Genomic DNA, 16,929 nt, shown 5'->3' with positions numbered 1-16,929 from the left:
CCAATGTCAGCATTCACCACTGATCACCAGGTCGACCGAGTGTGGACGATGACAGCGGATGCCGGTTCAAGTCCGGTCCGCCGCGCTTCGAGCGGCGGTAGTTTAATGGCAAAACCCGATGTCCTGACGAATGATCCACGCCCTTAAACGTGCTGGTGTGTGCAATTCAGTGGTAAACGGAGGCCCGGGGACTGGCCATGTCCCCGGGCTTCGCCATGCGCGAGGTGAGGTCGCCTGGTTTCGACCGTCAGCTGAATGCGCCGTCCGGCACCTCGACCAGTCGCCCGGCGTGCTCGACCTTGAAACCGGCCGCGATGCTCCACGTGCTCGCGAACAGGCGGCCGCGGTGGAATTCGACGCCGGTCGGCATGGTGACCTGGGCGTGGGTGACGGTGTCACCGGCGATCCGGGTCAGCCGGCCGACGTTCGCGGGGAAACCAGGCGGCGGCGGGCCGTTGCCGGCCGGGGCGCCGTGCAACACCTCGGAGACGTAAACGGTGCCCTGCGGCGAGACCGCGATGCCGGTGAGGGACGTGAACCCGGTCCAGCTCTTCACCGTTTCGCCGGTGCGGCCGTCCAGTTTGTAGATCGTCGCCGCGCCGGGCTTCTCGCCGCCGAGCGTGGACACGTACACGTCGTTCTCGAAGACGGCGATGCCGGTGGGCACCGCGTCGCAGCCGACCGTGCCGGGGTTGGCCTGCGCGCCCGGCGCCAGGCACTCAGGCGTCTTCGGGTTCGGCGGCACGAAGAACGTGCGGACTTTGCCGGACTTCGGATCCACGCTCAGGACGGCGTTGGCGCCGCCGTCGGCGACCAGGATGCCCCAGGGAGTGCCGAGGACGCTGAACGGGTTGGACAACGCGTCGTACGGTTTGCCGTCCGGCGCGAACTGCCTCTGGCCGTCCGGGTTGTGCTTCAACTCGTACGCCATCAGGTCAGCGTGCACGCGTACATATCTGCCGTGCTTGTCGGCCTTGAGGATGCTGGCCGGGGGGAAGGTGGGTTTCGGCCCGGCCGGCTCACCGGGCCCGGGCACCCCCAGCGCCACGAAGATCTTGCCGAACCACGAGGTGACCCCGGCCGGACGGGCCAGGCCCGAGATCAAGGCCGTCTTGGCGCCGGTGCTCAGGTCGATGGAGGTGACCTTGCCGGACACGGACTCGGCGACCAGGGCCCGCCGTGCGTGCAGCACATCAAGGCCCATAGGTCCGTCCAACTCGGCGGCGATGGTCCGCACCGGCGGGACGGCCGCTGACACCGGCACCCCCGCCAGGACAACCACCGCACTCGTCCCGGCAACGGCCAGTGCTCTCACCGTACGTTGAATGATCATGCCGTAATCCTGAGCCCGGCCGGGTGCGCCGGAGGGCGGATGGCGGAAAACCACCGGAGTCAGTCGCGGATCAAGCCGGAAGGCCGGCCATCGCCCGCCGCCGCCTCCGCCCAGCGGCGAGGATCCAGACGCAGCCCGCCACTCCGGCCATCAACAGCACCGCTCCGCTGACGAAGTCGGCCACCCTGTTCGGCCAGGGCAGGATCGCGGGAGTGGTGAAGCGGCCGAGGACGAATGGTTCGAGCACGGCTCCAGCGGGGACGACGAGGCGGGCCGCCATTCCCCACGGATCCAGCCGCCGGGCGATTGCGCCCACCAGGCCGAGCGGTCCACCCACGACCATCGCGCCCATCAGCCAATGCGCGTTGGCCATCCAGATGTCCGGATCGAACATGCCGAAGGCGATCCCGGCGCCGTAATGCACGAGGCAGGCAGTGAGCAGGGCGACGACGCCGGCGGCAACGGCCGCGACGCGGCGGTGGACGAGCCACCCGGAGAGCACCGCCAGCCCGGCCCAGACCGAGCCCGCGTTGATGAGCTGGCTGAGCGTCAAGCGCCCGGCCAGCAGTGAGTCCGCCCTGCCCTCGAGCTGACTCGTGGTCGTCACGTTCGAGGCGAGCGACACCAGAGCCAGCACAACGGCAGCGGCAAGCACCGGCCACCATCCCCGTCGGGCCATAGCAAGAGGTTACGCACCGCGGCCGGGCAGGATCAGTGGTGCGCGCGCAACCCGGCGAGCAGCCATTGGAAGGCGGGGATCGCGCTCGGACCCGGCTCGCGGCCCTGCAGCACGCTGGCCAGGGTCCAGAACCGTTCCAGGGAGGCGTCGGCCAGCAGTTCGAGGCGAAGCGTCAGCGCCTCACGGATGCTGGGCAGGGTCGGCTCGACGATGCGGTTGACGATCTCGCGTCCCTCCTCCGACTCGGGTTTGATCCCGTCGGCAAGCGCCCGGTCGACGAAGTCCCGGAGGATCTGTCGTCGCTCGACAACCGACAACTGGACGAGCTTACGCATGTGCAGGGCCTCCTCAGGTGTACTGCCTCTTCTGGCGACGGTGCTCAGCACGGCTCGCTCGAAGACGGGCTCCAGGACCAGCTTCAGCGCCGCTTGGACCACGCGATCCGTGATGGCCGGTATCCCCAGCCGGCGTAGTTCCAGCGGCGGGGACCCGCACCGCCGGCGCCGCCCCCGGACCCCGATGCCTCAGAAGTTGCTGGCGGGGGCGCCGGCCTGAGCCCGGGGTGCCAGCAGGGATTGCGTGAGAATTTCGATGAGCCAGGTCTCGGACTCGTCTAGAGACCAGCCGAGCTCGTCGGTTCTCAGGAAGTACGCCGTGTTGGACAGGTAAAGCCACAGGAGATCGGTGGCGCGATCCGGGTCCAGTTTCTCCTTCAAGGCGCCCATGTCGGCCAGTCGATGCGCGGTCAGGCGTAAGGCGCCGCGTAGGCCCTCGTGGGCAATATCCTGGCTCTGACGGACACTGACATCCTGGGGCGCCGCTGCGGCGACCTGCCGCATCAGGTCCGCCCACTCCGCGAACCGGAGCCGGGTGGCCTGCACCAGGAACCGTACGAGTTCTGCCGGTTCGGTGATCGAGGTCATCCGTTCCAGCATTACGGCATTGTCCTCGGTGGTGACGCCGTTCTCGATGAGCGTACGCAGCAGGCCGCTCTTGCCGCCGCCCACCGCGTGGACCCAGGCCACCGAGACCCGGGCCTCGATCGCGATGTCGCCGACCTTCGTCTGGAAATAGCCGCGCCGGGTGAACAGATCTCGCGCAGCCGCCAGGATCGCAAGTCGGGTCTGCTCCGCGTTCTCCGCTCGTCTGCTCTTCGAGATCTCCTGGTCACTACCCACGGTGTCATGGTAACCACCAATCCACTCACTGGAGTGGACTCTACTGGATGGAGTAGAGTCCACCAGCATGAAGATCTTGTTCTCCGCCGTTCCAGCCTTCGGGCATGTGCTCCCGCTGCTCCCGCTCGCCAAAGCAGCGCGAGATGCCGGCCACGACGTCGCCTTGATGACTCATCCGTCGATGGCCTCAGCGGCACCGTCGATGCCTCTGCTCCCGGCCGGCTTGGACATAGCCGCCAACCTCGGCGAGGTGAACCGCCGCACCGGCGGCGACCCGCTGACCGATATGGCGGCCTTCGCAGTGGAGTTTTTCGTGGAGAACCCGATCAACTCCTCGGCGGGCGAAGCGCTGGCGCACGCCCGCGACTTCCGTCCCGATCTGGTCGTCGCCGAGATGTCCGACTACCTTGGCCAATTCGTGGCGGCCGCCCTCGACGTCCCGTGGGCCGCGCACGGCGCCACGCTGCCCCTCATTGAACCGTTGGCCGTGCAGTTCGGGCAACGTGCCCTCGTCAAGTTTGGTGAGCACGGCCTCGTCCCGAGCGCCCCGTTCGCGTACGTCGACCCGTGGCCGGACAGCCTGCTGCGGTTCACTGACCACTATCCGGCCCCGCGTATGCCGATCCGACCGGAACCACACGCGGGCGAAGGGCCGTCTTGGACCCGCCCCGCTTTCCGGGAAAGGGAGGACCGTCCGACCGTGTTGCTCTCCCTGGGTACGGTCGTGGAGGACCCTCAGGTCCTGACCCGCACCGTCGTCGCCGCCTCCGAACTTGACGTCAACCTGCTCCTGGCGCCACACACGGCGAAGGACCTCGACATGGATCAGGTCGATCGCCGCCGGGTTCAGCTCGCAGGCTTCGTGCCCATGCGTGACCTGCTCCAGGCCACGGATTTGGTCGTCTCGGCGGCCGGGGCAGGCACCGTGCTCGCGGCCCTCAGCGCCGGGCTGCCGATGGTGCTGCTCCCACTCGGCCTGGACAAGCCGGTCAACGCCGAACGAGCCGCCTCGGTCGGCGCAGCAGAGGTCGTCGCCGACCCGGCCGAGATCGGCGGTGCGATCCAGAAAGTCCTCGAGGATGACGCGTACCGCACGGCGGCGCAGACGATGGCGAAGGAAATCAGCGCTATGCCGTCCCCTCGCCAAGTCCTCGAAACCCTCACCGCCACCGTCTGAAGAATCCAGCACGACCCGACCGCCGGGGCTACGGGCGTAAGACCCTGGAAATAGAGGACTTCAGGGGTGTTGGTGGCGGGCGAGACGGCGGGTCATGATGATGATCATGGCCCACTAGACCATCGCGGCGTGAGAGCGGCCGGGGGCATCGATGTGGCGGTCCCGGCGGCAAGGTATACCAACGGGGTTGGGCCTTCGGAGTTCGAGCTTTGGCTAGTCACCTCTGCACGTACCGAAGGCCCTTCCTCGTGTCACGCCACCACGCCGGGCACAAGCGCGATCATCGATCCCCATCCCGGCCGCCGTTCGCCCAAACCCCTTATTTACGAGGGTCATAGGGATCATCTTCTCCCGTACTGGCAACGGCCGGAACGTGCTCCAGCTCAGGAAGAGTCCGTATGCCAGGCCCGAACTGAGGGTAATGGGTCAGTCCGGCGCGGGTGAGGTGGTCTCCGCGCAGCGCGACGCGGACGTGCTTCACGTGCTGCCTCAGTCTTGACGAGGGAGATAGCTTCCGGCGGTGACCTTCGCGCCGCCGCTCCATTTCCCTCCCAGGGCGAACATCGCGGTCAGGATCGCGCCGAACACCATCGCGCACCCGGCGCCCAGCAGCGGCGAGCCGGCGAAGGTCGCCCCGCCCAGCCGGCCCAGGCCGATCGCATACGCCGCCCAGGCCACGCTCGCCAGCGCGGTGAAGAGCCGGAACCGGCTCAGCGGAACGGACGTCGAGCCCGCCGTCAGGGCGGTGGCGGTACGCCCGTACGGCAGGAACCGGCCGACCAGGATCACGACTCCGCCGTACCGCATCAGCGCACGCTCCGCCTTCTTCTTGACCACCGCGAGCTTGCCGTCGGTGACCCGGCCGCCGGCCTTCCGGCCGAGCAGGTACGAGACCCGGTCGCCGGCGATCCCGCCGGCCACCACGACGGCGGCCAGGGCGACAAGGTTCGGCGAGCCGGTCGCCGACAGCGCGCCCAGCCCGATGACGGCGACGTCGGTCGGCACGACCGGGATGAACCCGTCGACGGCCATGGCCGCGAAGACGATGACGTAGAGCCAGGGCGAGGAGAGCAGCGGTGTCAGGTGGTCGAGCATCGTCGTTCTTCTCCTACGTGCTGCTGGCGTCGGTCGTCCGGCGCATGAGGGGCCGCTACGGCGGGTAGGCGATGTCGTGGTCGCGAACCGGCCTGCTGGGAAGCGGACGTCGGGATGGATGTCAGGCACCGCGGTCGAGGGCCCGCCAAACTACTGTCCGGTTGCCGGGTGCGATGCCGGTCATCTGGTCCTCACCCCTGCCCATGAGCCGACGGTAGGTTCCATTTCTTAGATATCCGTAAGAGGGCGGTCCTCAGCGACGCTCTAATGCTGGCTTCAGGTTGGTTGGGGGGCCGACCATCCCGGTTCCCCTGCGACAAACACTCGCCACGTCACAGCCTCGGTCGTCAGATCCACTTCTGTTTTCGGTCGTCAGATCCACTTCTGTTTTTTGAACAGCCCGTAAAGAGCGATCCCCACCAGCACCATCAGGGCCAGTGCGAAGGGGTAGCCGAGCTCCCAGGACAGTTCCGGCATGATCTGGAAGTTCATCCCGTAGATCGTGCCGACGGAGGTGGGTGCGAACAGGATGGCCGCCCAGGCGGAGATCTTCTTGACGACCTCGTTCTGGTCGTTCGACATCTCGGTGAGGGCGTTGGACATCTCGGCGAGGCTCTTCGTCTCCAGCGTGAGGTTGACGTTGAGGATGTTCTGCAGCACCTGCCGGAACGCGTCCGCCTGCTCGACCAGTTGCAGCGCGCGATCCCGGACGACCCGCAGGGCCCGTCGCTCGTCCTCGTCGAAGAGCGGTTCGTCGATCAGGCGGTCGAACATCGACGGCAGTGGTTTGGTCGCGCGCTGGAACGCGATCACGGCCCGGGACAGCCGGTACACCCGCCGGGGCGCGCCCGCGCTGCCGTCGAAGACCTCGTCCTCGATCTCGTCGATGTCGTTCTCGACCCCGGCGACGACCGGCCCGTAATCGTCCATGATCTGGTCCATGACGGCGTGCAGGACCGCCACGGGCCCGCGCCGTAACAGCTCCGGCCGGGCCTCGAGGGTGCGGCGCACCGCCGAGAGGTCCGGTGTTTCGCCGCGGCGGACGGTCACGACGAAGTTCGGGCCCAGGAAGACGAGCACCTCGCCGAAGTCGAACGTCTCGGACTCGTCGATGTAGCGGGCCGTGCGCAGCACGCAGAACAAGGTGTCGCCGTACCGTTCGAGCCTCGGCCGCTGGTGCGGATGCAGGCTGTGCGCGACCGCGGCGTCCGGCAGCCCGAACTGCCGCGCCACGGCGGTGAACTCCGCCTCGGTCGGCCGATCGAGCCCGGCCCACGCCAAGAGGGCGCCGTCCGTGCCCGAACCATCCAGGCGCGCCAGTCCCAGTGGTTCGGCCGTGCGCCGACCGTCCCGGTAGATCGCGCCATCTGCGAACACCTGATCACACTATCGACGGGCGGGCACCTGGGGGACGCCGGTCGCACCAATGATGAGGGGCAATCAGTGGACAGCAGCTATCCCGAGATCCTCAGCTGGTACTTTCCGCGACGGTCCGCACCCGTCAGGTCGGTGCGGCGATGACGCTCCATCACCGTACGCAGCAAGTCGGGTGCGGTACTTTCCACCGGCCTCGACGGGGCACGCTGCCTGCCCTGAGCAGCGCCCACGACGGAGGCGGAGGCCGGTGTCGCGGGCGCTGCTCAGCTGATCAGAGACCCTGGCCGGCGTTGAACGCGTCCAGGGCACTCAGCTGCGTGCCGAACGTGATGTTGTGGTCGCGGGTGACCGGGCCGGCCCAGTGCATGCCGAACTGGCTCCAGTCATTGCGGCTGCCGTCCATCAGCGTTGTGCGTTGCCGCAGCATGAACCCGCGCCAGTCGCCGGTCGGCGCGCCCGCGGCCACGCTGACGTCGTACAGCTCGCGGAGGTTGCGCATGAACGCGCCCTTGAACGCGGTGCCGTCCGACGGGTAACGCTTTTCGACGTCCTTCAGCCCGTCGCCGTCGTCGGCGATCTCCTCGATGTCGTAGTAGAGCACTCCGTCGCGCACCATCGACTCGTCCGTGGTGGCGGCGTTCATGATCCTGGCCGCACGGACCAGGAGTTCCCGCCTGCCGGTCACGCGATAGAGCTCGGCGAGGCCACCCGCCATCGTGCCCTGAAGGTAGGTGTACGTTCGGCCGTTGGTGACCACACACCTCCCGTTCACCGGCTCCATCGCGTCCTCGGCGAGGCCGTTGCTCGCGTCCAGCAGGTCCCGGCCACCGTTCGCGCTTTCGAACCAGTCCCAGGTGCGGTTCGCCTCTTCCAGCCACCGGCCGCCGCCACGCCCGCGCCGGTGCAGCCCGGCGGCCAGCTTCAGGTACAGCGCGTTCGTGATCGTGTTCTTGACCAGCGGTTCTTGATCGCTCCAACGGATGCCGCCGCCGCAGGTCAAACTCCACTTGTCCCGGATCCGGTCGGCGACCTTCTCCGCGAGCGCCAGATAGGTGGTGTTGCGGGTCACGTCGTAGCCCCGCAGCCAGGCCAGTCCCCACCAGGCGTAGTCGTCGTAGTACTCACCGGTCCAGGTCTTGGCCGGGATCCCGGTGGTGTGCTTGTTCCTCATCGTCGCCAGGACGCCGAGATGACGGTCGTCGCCGGTCCGCGCGGTGTAGTCGAGCAGCGCGGTCAGCGCGTTGGCCGAGATCCAGATGCCGGCGTCCGGCTCGCCGGGACCGAACATGCCCGAATCGCCGTTGTACAACCTTTCCAGCTCGTCGGAGGCGCCCCGATAGATGTCCGGCGGGGGCTGGCTCCCACGCACCCACGGCGTGCAGTCGATCTGCGTCTCCGGAGTGAACTCGGCCTGGCCGCAGGCGCGGAGCATGCCGACCCCGCCCTGCGACGGGTTGTCGAAGTGGAACAGCAGCGTCCGCCAGCCCGTACGGCCCGGTGGGATGGCCGTCGCGCCGAGCCCGCTCTCCCAGCTGGTGCCGCCGTCCCAGCTGCGGTCCAGCCAGACGACATCCCGCCGGCTGGTGTCCACGTTGTCGATGCTGGCCCAGCCGGCCAGCCCGTCCGCGCTGACGTGCATGGTCACCTTGCGGCCCCACACCCAGGACCGGGCGTTCGGCAGCTTGTCGGCCACGCCGGCCGGGTCGGCGCCGTCGCAGCGGCCGTCCCGGCAGACCGGCAACCATGAGGTGCATGCCGTACGACCGGCGCCCCCGGTCTCCCCGCAGGCGCGCACCATCCCCCCGCGCATGACATCGCTGATCCAGTACATCATCGTCCGCCAGCTCGTGCCGCCGGCCGGAACCTCGGTCAGCCCGAGATGCCCCTCCCACGTGGCGCCGCCGTCGAACGTGCGATCCAGCCACACCAGGTCGCCCGGGGCGCCGGACCTCAGGTCCGCCCACGCCATGCCACCGTCGGTGAACGACACGTGCAGTTCGATCGACCGGTTCTCCCGGTGTGCGGTCTGCAACAGCGTGTCCTGCGCGGCGGTCGCCGGGTCCTTCTGCCCGTCGCAGATGCCGTTGCGGCAGACCTGCACCTCGGCGGCCGCCGCCGGCGCGGTGGTCGCACCCTCGGCCGCGGCCATCCCCAGCAGACTCAGGACGAGCGCCGCAGCGATGCTTCGTACTCTTCGTTTCCTCACCTGACCTCCTTCGTCGGAGTCAGGGTTAACACCGAAACGTTGTCCGGTGTCGACGGTCGGCGACCGTACAAACAACCTCAGTCACACGGCGGCCGGTAACGGACCCCGGGAAAGCTGACGTGCCACTCGCCCGGGGAGAGCGGAGGACCGGCGAGCGAGCAGATCCACGCGGCCGCCTGCTCCGGGCCGACCGGCGCCCACCTTGCGTCCGGCAGTGGCCACAGAGCCGCCGTGTCGTCGTCGCTGCCCGTGGCGAGCAGCCGGCCCGACGGGTGCGCGGCCGCCGACGTGACCGCCTGGACATGCCCTTCCAGGACCGCGATCTGCCGGTACGCGGCCGGCCCGGTCAGCGCCCACAGCCGCGCCGTCCGGTCCTCGCCCGCGGTCACCACGGCACCGCCGTCCGGCCGGTACGCCACCGACCGCACCACCCCCTGATGTCCCGCCAGCAGCCCGCGCTCCCGGCCGGTGGACAAGTCCCAGATCCGGGCGGTCTGGTCCTGCCCGGCGGACGCCAGCTCGGCGCCGTCCGGGCGGTACGCCACCCAGGTCACGCCGGCCCGGTGGCCGGTGAGCACGCGGCCCCGGCCCGTGCCGGTCAGCGGCCACAGCCGGATCTCACGATCGAAGCTGCCGGTGGCGAGCTCGGCGCCGTCCGGCCGGAACGCCACCGTCACCACCTGCTTGGTGTGCCCGCGGAGGACGGCCACCGGCCGCGGCGACCGGGGCCGCGACACATCCCAGAGCCGGACGGTACGGTCGCTGCCGACGCTCGCCAACCGGCGGCCGTCCGGGCTGAACGCGACCGCGTTGACGTCGGCGGTATGCCCGGCCAGCACGGCCACCGGCGACCGTCCCGCCGGTCCGGCCCACAGCCGTACGGTGCGGTCCCAGCCCGCGGTCGCGATGAGCCGGCCGTCCGGCCGGAACGCGGCGTCGTTGACCGTGCCGGTGTGCCCGGTCAGCACTCCGGACGGTCGTGGCCGGCGCGGATCGGCGACATCCCACAGCCGCGCCGTCCGGTCGTGCGAGACGGTCAGCAGCCGGCGCCCGTCCGGGCTGAACCGGAGCGCGTTGATGTTGCCGGCGTGCCCGGTCAGCCGCGGTCCGGCCGGGAACGGCACCGCGGACAGCAGGCCGTCACGCGCGGCCGCCGTGGGCGCCACCCGGTAGGCGGCCAGGCTCAGCCGGGCGGACAGCAGCGGATCCGCGCCGCGGGACTTGGCCGCCCGCGTGGCGACCACCTCGGACAGCGCCGTGTTTCGCTGCCGGGCGGCGTCCCGGCCGGCTCCGACCGCGTAGGCGGTTGCCGCCACGACCAGCACGAGCAGCACGCTGAGCAGGGCGACCGTCCGGCGTAGCCGGGTGCGGCCGCGGCGGGCCGCGGCACGCTCGGCCTCCTCCGCCGTCCGGCTCGCGCTGAGGAAGGCACGTTCCCGATCGCTCAGGGACGACGGGGCACGCTCGGCGTACTCCTGGGCCCGGACCAGGCGTACGCCGCGGAGCAACGCGCCGCGGTCGCCGTCGACCGCCAGCCACATGTCCGTGGCCGCGGTCAGCTCCTGCCGCAGGCGATGTCCCTCCCGATCCTCGGCCAGCCAGCCGGTCAGCCGCGGCCATGCCCGGATCAGCGCCTCGTGCGAGACCTCGATGCCGTCCCGGTCCACCGAGATCAGCCGGGCCGAGGCGAACCGGGCGACCACCGTCGACAGCTCCGGATCGTCGCCCAGCTCGGCGGGGGCGACCCGGCGCTTGGTGTCCACGGTGCCGTCACCCGCCGCTACCAGCCGCAGCATCAGGTGTTTGGCCGAGCGCCGCCCGTCCGGGCCCAGCCCCGCCCACGTCTTCTCCGCGGTCTGCTGCAGCGCGCCGGTCAGGCCGCCGGCCGCCTGGTAGCCGTCCAGCGTCAGCGTGTTGCCCCGGCGGCGGCGCCACGTCTCCAGCAGCGCGTGCGACACGAGCGGCAGGACCCCGGCCTGCCCCGCCGCCGCCGCGATCAGCTCGGTGAGCAGCGGCGTCTCCACCGCGAGACCCGCCCGCACGGCCGGCTGGACGATCGCGGTGCGCAGCTCGGCGGCGGTCATCGGGCCGACGATCACCTGGCCGTCGGCGAGCACGCCGGCCAGCCGGGACTGCGCGGTGCAGTGGGCGAAGAAGTCGGCCCGGACGCCCAGGACGACCCGGCAGGATCCCCGCACGTCCATCGCGGCCTCGCACAGAGCCTCGACGAAGAGGTCCCGTTCGGCCGGGTCGGTGGTCAGCGTGAAGACCTCTTCGAACTGGTCGATGATCAGGACCAGTTCGGCGCCCGGGGGCGCGTCGACCAAGATCCGGCGGACCGTACGCAGCAGGCCGCGCGGGTCGGCGGCGATCTCGGCGTGCAGCGGGCCGGGCATCATCCCGGCCGGGCGGGAGAGCGCCACGGCACACTCATCGAGCGGATGGGCCCCGGGGGTGAACAGCACCGCGTCGGCTTGCAGCCGGGCCGCCACGCCGGCACGGAGCAACGACGACTTTCCGGAGCCGGATGCGCCGAAGACGGCCACCAGCGGCCGGTCGCGCAGACGCCGGAGCACCTCGGCGACGAGCGTCTCGCGCCCGAAGAAACGCTCGGCGTCCTCGGTCTGGAAGGCGGCGAGCCCGGCGTACGGCGACGGTTGCTCGTCATCGGGCGGCGCCGCCTCGGTGGCGAGCGCGGCGGCCAGCTCGTGCCAGCGCCCGGTCCAGTTCACCGGGTCGCCGCCGCACGCCGTCACGTACGCCTGCAGCACCCCGAGCGTGGGCAGTTGGCGACCGCCGGCCGCGGCGGAGAGCGTGGACACCGAATAGTGCGACCGGGCGGCCATCTCACGATAGGTCGGCGTGCCGGCCGCCCGGCGCAGCGCCCGCAGATCGGCGGCGAAACGCGTCAGCGGCATGTGGGCGGAGTCCAGCGGTCGCTCGCTGCGTGGCACGAAAGTCCCCCTTCAATCGCGTCACCGCCCATTATGGACGTTACGCCCGATCGGGGACTGTTTCTCCGGCGTCGCACACCCGACACCGGACAGCACTGGTCAGAGGGACCTCCGGCGCCGCCGCGGCCCGGTTGAGGTGGCGGCGCCGGAGATCCGGCCGTGTCAGCAGGCGTAGTTGACCCAGAACGACGACAGCGCGTCGTTGGGCACCCCACCGATCGGGAAGTTGCCGATCGAGCCGGCCGGGAAGTAGGCCAGCGGATCAGTGTTCGGCTGGTTCGCGTAGAAGAACCCGTCACTGCATGAGTCCCACGAACTCGCCTGGTCGTTCAGCTCCAGCGGCACGTAGCCGTACCCCTGTCCGGAGACGCAGATGCCCCAGCCGTCGTACCAGTCCTGGGAACCCCACGGCCCGTTCTCGTAGTAGGCGAAGCTGCAGGCCTCCGCGGAGGCCGTCGCCTCCGCCGCCTGCTGCAAGCAGACACGGCCCTCGTCCCGGCCCACGGCGGGTGCCAAGGTCACCGCGCAACCGCCCAGCGGCTTGACGGCGTGCCCCGGTGCCGGACGCGCGCCGGCGGCCTGGTCCGTTCGCTGAGGCCCGGCGGCGCTCACCGGTGCGGACAGCCCCGCCGAAGCCGCGACGACGGCCGCGACAACGACGAGCGCCGTTCGGATTCGAGATCCTGACATGGTCGATTCCTTCCTGTTGCGGTTCGATCGATCGGTTGCGCAACCACGGAAGGGATAACACGCTCGGTTGTACGGCGTCGGGCCCGCGGCTCAAGACATACAACCGGCAGAAACCGGTCGCCGTGAAACGCCGGTGCGCCGAGAGCCAGACTCGCTCAGGCTGTGCACGTCATCAGGGAGCTGACCGGGTGCCGCCGGTAGCGGCGCCAGAAGGACCGGTCGCGGTCGGCGTCGGGTGGGGGTGTGCGGATGGGCGACCAGTGGACGGCGCCGAAGCCGGCCCCGACGGCGGCCCGCTCGTAGTCGGCGAGCTGCCACTCGTAGTCCTCGAGCGGGGTCGGCGGGTCGGTGGTGAACTCCTGTCGGATCAGCGGGACCTCGGGGCCGAGGACGCGTTCGAGGAGGCGCAGGCCGAACTCCTCGTAGTTGCCGTGCGGGAAGGGCGCGGGGTTGGGCACGATGGCCAGCAGACGGCCGTCGTCGGACAGGTTGGCGCGGACGCTGCCGAACATCGCCCGCAGCACCGCCCGCGACGGCGCGTAGTTGAACAGGTAGACCGCGGTGGCCAGGTCGAAGCGGCCCAGCGCGGGAAGCTCGGCGACGTCCGCGACGACGTACTCGATGCCCGTCGGTGACCCGGCCGGGTGCTTCTCGGCGAGCCGGATCATCTCGTGCGAGACGTCGACGCCGACCACCGGGCGGGCGCCGCGCTCGGCCAGCAGCCGGGTGTTGTAGCCGTACCCGCAGGCCAGGTCGAGAGCCGACCGGCCGCTGACGTCGCCGAGCGCGGCGCGCAGGGTATAGGTGTCGGCGGCGGAGAAGGCGGCCGTCGACTTCGACTCCTCGAACCGCGCGCCGATCGCGTCGTACTGCTCGCCCTGGGCCGGGGTCATCGGCGCACCAGCGTCTCACCCGTGCCGTCGAACTCCCGCAGCAGGATCCGGTCGATGTCCACCTCGGGCACCCGGTAGTTGTCGACCAGGCTGTCCTGCAGCAGGAGCACACTGAGGACTTGCAGGTAGGCGTGGTTGTAGGGGTACGGGACATGGCCGCCGGGGAAGGACCTGACCCGGTCGAGCAGGGAGACGACCCGGGATTCGTCGAGTACGCCGCAAGCACGCACCCGCCCCGGCGTGAGGATCTCGTCCACCCAGTCCCCGGCGCCGGTCGGCAGGAGGTGGTCCGCGGCCGGGATCCGCATGCCGAACTTGGGTCGTTCGCGGATCTCCGGCGGGAGGACGTCGGCGTACGCCTCACGGAGGATGTGCTTCTCCCGGGCCGGGCCGCGCAGCTTCCACTCCCGGGGCAACCGGGCCGCGAAGTCGACCACCGCCCGGTCCACGAACGGGTAGCGCGACTCGATGCGGCACCCGGCGCCGGGGCGATCGGCGAGACACGTCATGCCGTACCCGCTCAGAAAGGTCTGGAAGTCGAGCCACTGGGACCGGCCGACCATGTCGAGGTCGTCGAAGCCGCGGAGGCGGGACCGGGCGAAGGCGAGCAGCCGCCGATCGTCGTCGCCGGCGTCGTCCGCCGCGACCAGGCCGGGGAACAGCTCGGCCTCGAACCGGCGCAGGTGCGCGCTCAACGCGGGCGCCGGTCGCTCCTGGAAGAACCGCAGGATGTCGGCCGGCGTCGTCGGATCGGTGAGCAGGACGTCGGCCAGGCCGGCGCTGAGGGCCGCCTCCTGCGCCGGGGTGGCGCCGCCCGCCGGGCCGGAGTCGAGGACCGTCGCCTCTTTGAGGATGTCGTAGCCGAAGAACGACTCGTCGGCGCCCTCGCCACCGAGCACGATCCGGACCCCGCTGCGCCCGATCCGCTCGGCCAGCATCTCGACCGCGACCGGCGCGCCGAAGTGCAGGAGCGCCTCGCACTTGCGGACCAGGTTCGGGAACCGCTCGCGGACGTCCCGGCCGGTGACCTCGACCGACGTGTGGTCGGTGCCCAGGTGCGCGGCGATGACCTTCTGGTGCTCGGACTCGTCGGCCCAGCCGCCGGCCGGCACGGTGATGGAGAACGTCGGCAGGTCGCCGGTGGTGTTCTGGCGGACCACCGAGGCGATGATGCTGGAGTCGAGCCCACCGCTGAGCATCGCGCCGAGCGGGTAGTCACCACGGAGCCGGAAGCGGACCGCCTCCTGCACGCGGTCGCGGAGTTCGATCTTGGCCTCGTCGAAGGTACCGCCGAAAGTGCGGTCGGAGGCCGGGTCGGCGTTCCGGTCGATCGGCACCTCGAAGTACGGCGCCAGTTCGGCCCCGTCCGGCCGTACCCGGAGAACATGGCCGGGAGGCAGACTGCGCACCCCGTCGAAGCAGGATTCGCCGGGAACCGGCGTCCAGAAGCGTCCGTTCGCCCGCACACCCGCGGCCGACAGTTCCCGCCGGACGCTCGGGAGCGCGAACAATCCCTTGACCTCGGAGGCGAAGGCGAAGGCGCCGTCCTGATCGGTGTAGAACAGCGGGCGCTCCCCGAAGGGGTCCCGCCCGAGCAGCAGCTCGTGCCGCCGCCGGTCGTAGAAGGCGAACGCGAACTGACCGTTGAGCCGGTCGAGCGACTTCTCGCCCCACACCGCCAGGCTGTGCAGCAGCACCTCGGTGTCGGACTCGGTGGCGAAGGTGACGCCGGCGGCCATCAGCTCCTGGCGCAGTTCGAGGTAGTTGAAGATCTCGCCGTTGAAGCCCAGCACGAAGCGTTCGTCGGCGGTGACCATCGGCTGCTTGCCGAGCCGCGGATCGATCACCGACAGCCGGACGGTGCCCAGGCTGAGGTGGTCGTCGTCGTAGATGCCGGCCTCGTCAGGTCCACGATGGGCGATGCCCCTGATGCCGAGGCGCAGGTCGGCGATGCGCTCGGCCTTGCGCATCCCGCTGTTGACGAAGCCGACGACGCCACACATGGCGCTACCTCCGAAAGGTGAGTGGGTGACGGATCAGACTGATTCGAGGTAGCGACGACGTTCCCAGCCGGTCACCTCGGCGTCGGCGGCCGCCTGTTCGGCGCGCCCGATCAGGCTCAGCAGATCCGTCACTCCGGCGCCCAGCGCCGACCGCGCGAACGAGCTGTCGCCGAACCGGGCCAGCGCCTCGGGCAGGCCGGCCGGCAGCGGGTCGGCGGCGGCCCCGGCGTACACGTCGGAGGTTGTCGCCGGCGGCGGCTCGAGCTGCTTGTCCAGGCCGGCCAGCCCGGCGAGCAGCTGAGTGGCGACCAGGAAGTACGGGTTGGCGTCGGCCGCACCGACCCGATGCTCCAGCCGGGTCCCGCCGGGGCCGTGCACGAGCGCCCGCACCGCGGCCGAGCGGTGGTCGAAACCCCAGGTCACGTGGGTCGGCGCGAAGGAGTAGGCGGCCGGCCGCTTGTACCCGTTCAGCGTGGGCACGGCGACGTAGGCCGTCTCGGCCGCGTGGTGCAGCAACCCGCCCAGGTACCACCGGGCCGTCTCGCTCAGGTCGCCGGTCGCCGCGTCCCAGAACACGTTGTCACCGGTGTTGCGGCTGCGCAGGCTCTGGTGGACATGCAGCCCGCTGCCGGACGACTCGGCCCTCGGTTTGGCCATGAAGGTGGCGAGGTAGCCGTGCGCGGCGGCGATCTGCTTGACGGCGTACCGCAGGAAGAGCAGGTCGTCGGCCGCGGTGAGCGGCCCCGCATGACCCAGGTTGATCTCCACCTGGCCGGCGCCGTACTCCGGCTGACAGCCCTCGACCACGACCCCCGCGGCCGTCAGCGCCGCCTGGATCTCCCGCACGATCGGCCACAGGTAGGAGTCGTCGTGCAGGCTGTAGACCGGGATGCGCTCCGACCGGGGTCGCAGGGTTTCCGGGTCCAGCAGGTAGAACTCCGTCTCGAGCCCGATCCGCGGATCGAGTCCCGCCCCCTCCAGCCGACCCTGCGCCCGCTTCAGGATCAACCGCGGATCCAGCGGTACGGGCTGAGCGTCACGATCCACAACGTCGCAGAAGACCAGCGCCGTCCCCGGACGCCACGACACCAGCCGGACGGTCTCCGGGTCGGGCACCAGGAACACGTCCGGGTAGCCGCTCGCCCAGTTGTAGTCGCCGGCCGGCAGCACCTCGAGGCCGTAGTCCAGGCAGTACAGCCCCGAGGACATGGCGAACCGCTCGCTGCGCTGGAAGACCGGCGCGGGAATCCGCTTGCCCCGGATCGCGCCCTGGGTGTCCACCACCGCCAACTCGACGATCTCGATCGCGTTCTCGGCGATGAACCGGTCAATCCCTGACAAGTT

At 70.3% G+C, this 16,929-nt stretch carries 13 protein-coding genes; 1 reads left to right on the top strand and 12 read right to left on the bottom strand.

Translation table 11 applies throughout. The features are described from left to right. Positions 1-247 precede the first annotated feature (247 nt). The 4 genes from QSK31_RS40800 to QSK31_RS40785 all read right to left on the bottom strand — a co-directional run bounded on the left by QSK31_RS40800 (position 248) and on the right by QSK31_RS40785 (position 3,259). Positions 248-1,333, bottom strand: a complete 1,086-nt coding sequence (locus QSK31_RS40800) for a ScyD/ScyE family protein (RefSeq protein ID WP_285690205.1) — start codon at positions 1,331-1,333, stop codon at positions 248-250. Positions 1,334-1,403: 70 nt separating this feature from the next. Further along, on the bottom strand, positions 1,404-2,012 hold the full coding sequence (locus tag QSK31_RS40795) for a hypothetical protein (RefSeq protein ID WP_285690204.1): 609 nt from the start codon (positions 2,010-2,012) through the stop codon (positions 1,404-1,406). A 32-nt stretch (positions 2,013-2,044) separates the two neighbouring features. Further along, complete coding sequence (locus tag QSK31_RS40790) at positions 2,045-2,347, bottom strand: hypothetical protein (RefSeq protein ID WP_285690203.1); 303 nt, start codon at positions 2,345-2,347, stop codon at positions 2,045-2,047. 189 nt (positions 2,348-2,536) lie between these two features. Further along, entirely contained in the window at positions 2,537-3,259 is a 723-nt protein-coding gene (locus QSK31_RS40785) for a TetR/AcrR family transcriptional regulator (protein WP_285690201.1), read from the bottom strand. On the opposite strand from QSK31_RS40785, the gene QSK31_RS40780 reads away from it, so the two are divergent. Further along, positions 3,258-4,367: a glycosyltransferase gene (locus QSK31_RS40780; protein ID WP_285690200.1), complete on the top strand. Its 1,110-nt coding sequence runs from the start codon at positions 3,258-3,260 to the stop codon at positions 4,365-4,367. The genes QSK31_RS40785 and QSK31_RS40780 overlap by 2 nt on opposite strands. Positions 4,368-4,856: 489 nt before the next feature. Here the strand turns inward: QSK31_RS40780 and QSK31_RS40775 are convergent, their stop codons facing one another. The 8 genes from QSK31_RS40775 to QSK31_RS40740 form a co-directional block, all read right to left on the bottom strand. Beyond that, on the bottom strand, positions 4,857-5,462 hold the full coding sequence (locus QSK31_RS40775; RefSeq protein ID WP_285690199.1) for a DedA family protein: 606 nt from the start codon (positions 5,460-5,462) through the stop codon (positions 4,857-4,859). 372 nt (positions 5,463-5,834) lie between these two features. Beyond that, positions 5,835-6,839 carry a magnesium and cobalt transport protein CorA gene (locus QSK31_RS40770; RefSeq protein ID WP_285690198.1) on the bottom strand — a complete coding sequence of 335 codons (1,005 nt, stop codon included), beginning with the start codon at positions 6,837-6,839 and terminating at the stop codon, positions 5,835-5,837. 271 nt (positions 6,840-7,110) lie between these two features. Beyond that, the gene (locus tag QSK31_RS40765) at positions 7,111-9,045 is read right to left on the bottom strand and encodes a glycoside hydrolase family 76 protein (RefSeq protein ID WP_285690196.1); all 1,935 of its coding nucleotides are present in this window, start codon (positions 9,043-9,045) and stop codon (positions 7,111-7,113) included. A gap of 77 nt (positions 9,046-9,122) precedes the next feature. After that, the gene (locus QSK31_RS40760) at positions 9,123-11,999 is read right to left on the bottom strand and encodes an nSTAND1 domain-containing NTPase (RefSeq protein WP_285690193.1); all 2,877 of its coding nucleotides are present in this window, start codon (positions 11,997-11,999) and stop codon (positions 9,123-9,125) included. A gap of 162 nt (positions 12,000-12,161) precedes the next feature. Further along, positions 12,162-12,689 carry a hypothetical protein gene (locus QSK31_RS40755; RefSeq protein ID WP_285690191.1) on the bottom strand — a complete coding sequence of 176 codons (528 nt, stop codon included), beginning with the start codon at positions 12,687-12,689 and terminating at the stop codon, positions 12,162-12,164. 155 nt (positions 12,690-12,844) lie between these two features. After that, positions 12,845-13,582 carry a class I SAM-dependent methyltransferase gene (locus tag QSK31_RS40750; protein WP_285690190.1) on the bottom strand — a complete coding sequence of 246 codons (738 nt, stop codon included), beginning with the start codon at positions 13,580-13,582 and terminating at the stop codon, positions 12,845-12,847. Then, the gene (gene asnB, locus QSK31_RS40745) at positions 13,579-15,585 is read right to left on the bottom strand and encodes an asparagine synthase (glutamine-hydrolyzing) (protein ID WP_285690188.1); all 2,007 of its coding nucleotides are present in this window, start codon (positions 15,583-15,585) and stop codon (positions 13,579-13,581) included. Before asnB ends, QSK31_RS40750 begins: the two co-directional genes overlap by 4 nt. Before the next feature lie 33 nt (positions 15,586-15,618). Beyond that, positions 15,619-16,926 carry a glutamine synthetase family protein gene (locus tag QSK31_RS40740; protein ID WP_285690186.1) on the bottom strand — a complete coding sequence of 436 codons (1,308 nt, stop codon included), beginning with the start codon at positions 16,924-16,926 and terminating at the stop codon, positions 15,619-15,621. Between the last annotated feature and the right edge of the window lie 3 nt (positions 16,927-16,929).

The organism is Actinoplanes sp. NBRC 103695, from assembly GCF_030269485.1.
In the GTDB taxonomy this organism is placed as follows: domain Bacteria; phylum Actinomycetota; class Actinomycetes; order Mycobacteriales; family Micromonosporaceae; genus Actinoplanes.
This window is presented reverse-complemented; position numbering and strand designations above follow the sequence as displayed.

Excerpts from the sequence above, each read along its gene's own strand:
- QSK31_RS40750 (WP_285690190.1), bottom strand. The coding sequence starts at position 13,582 with ATGACCCCGGCCCAGGGCGAGCAGTACGACGCGATCGGCGCGCGGTTC.
- QSK31_RS40795 (WP_285690204.1), bottom strand. The coding sequence starts at position 2,012 with ATGGCCCGACGGGGATGGTGGCCGGTGCTTGCCGCTGCCGTTGTGCTG.
- asnB (WP_285690188.1), bottom strand. The coding sequence starts at position 15,585 with ATGTGTGGCGTCGTCGGCTTCGTCAACAGCGGGATGCGCAAGGCCGAG.
- QSK31_RS40800 (WP_285690205.1), bottom strand. The coding sequence starts at position 1,333 with ATGATCATTCAACGTACGGTGAGAGCACTGGCCGTTGCCGGGACGAGT.
- QSK31_RS40785 (WP_285690201.1), bottom strand. The coding sequence starts at position 3,259 with ATGCTGGTGGACTCTACTCCATCCAGTAGAGTCCACTCCAGTGAGTGG.
- QSK31_RS40755 (WP_285690191.1), bottom strand. The coding sequence starts at position 12,689 with ATGTCAGGATCTCGAATCCGAACGGCGCTCGTCGTTGTCGCGGCCGTC.
- QSK31_RS40790 (WP_285690203.1), bottom strand. The coding sequence starts at position 2,347 with ATGCGTAAGCTCGTCCAGTTGTCGGTTGTCGAGCGACGACAGATCCTC.
- QSK31_RS40775 (WP_285690199.1), bottom strand. The coding sequence starts at position 5,462 with ATGCTCGACCACCTGACACCGCTGCTCTCCTCGCCCTGGCTCTACGTC.
- QSK31_RS40780 (WP_285690200.1), top strand. The coding sequence starts at position 3,258 with ATGAAGATCTTGTTCTCCGCCGTTCCAGCCTTCGGGCATGTGCTCCCG.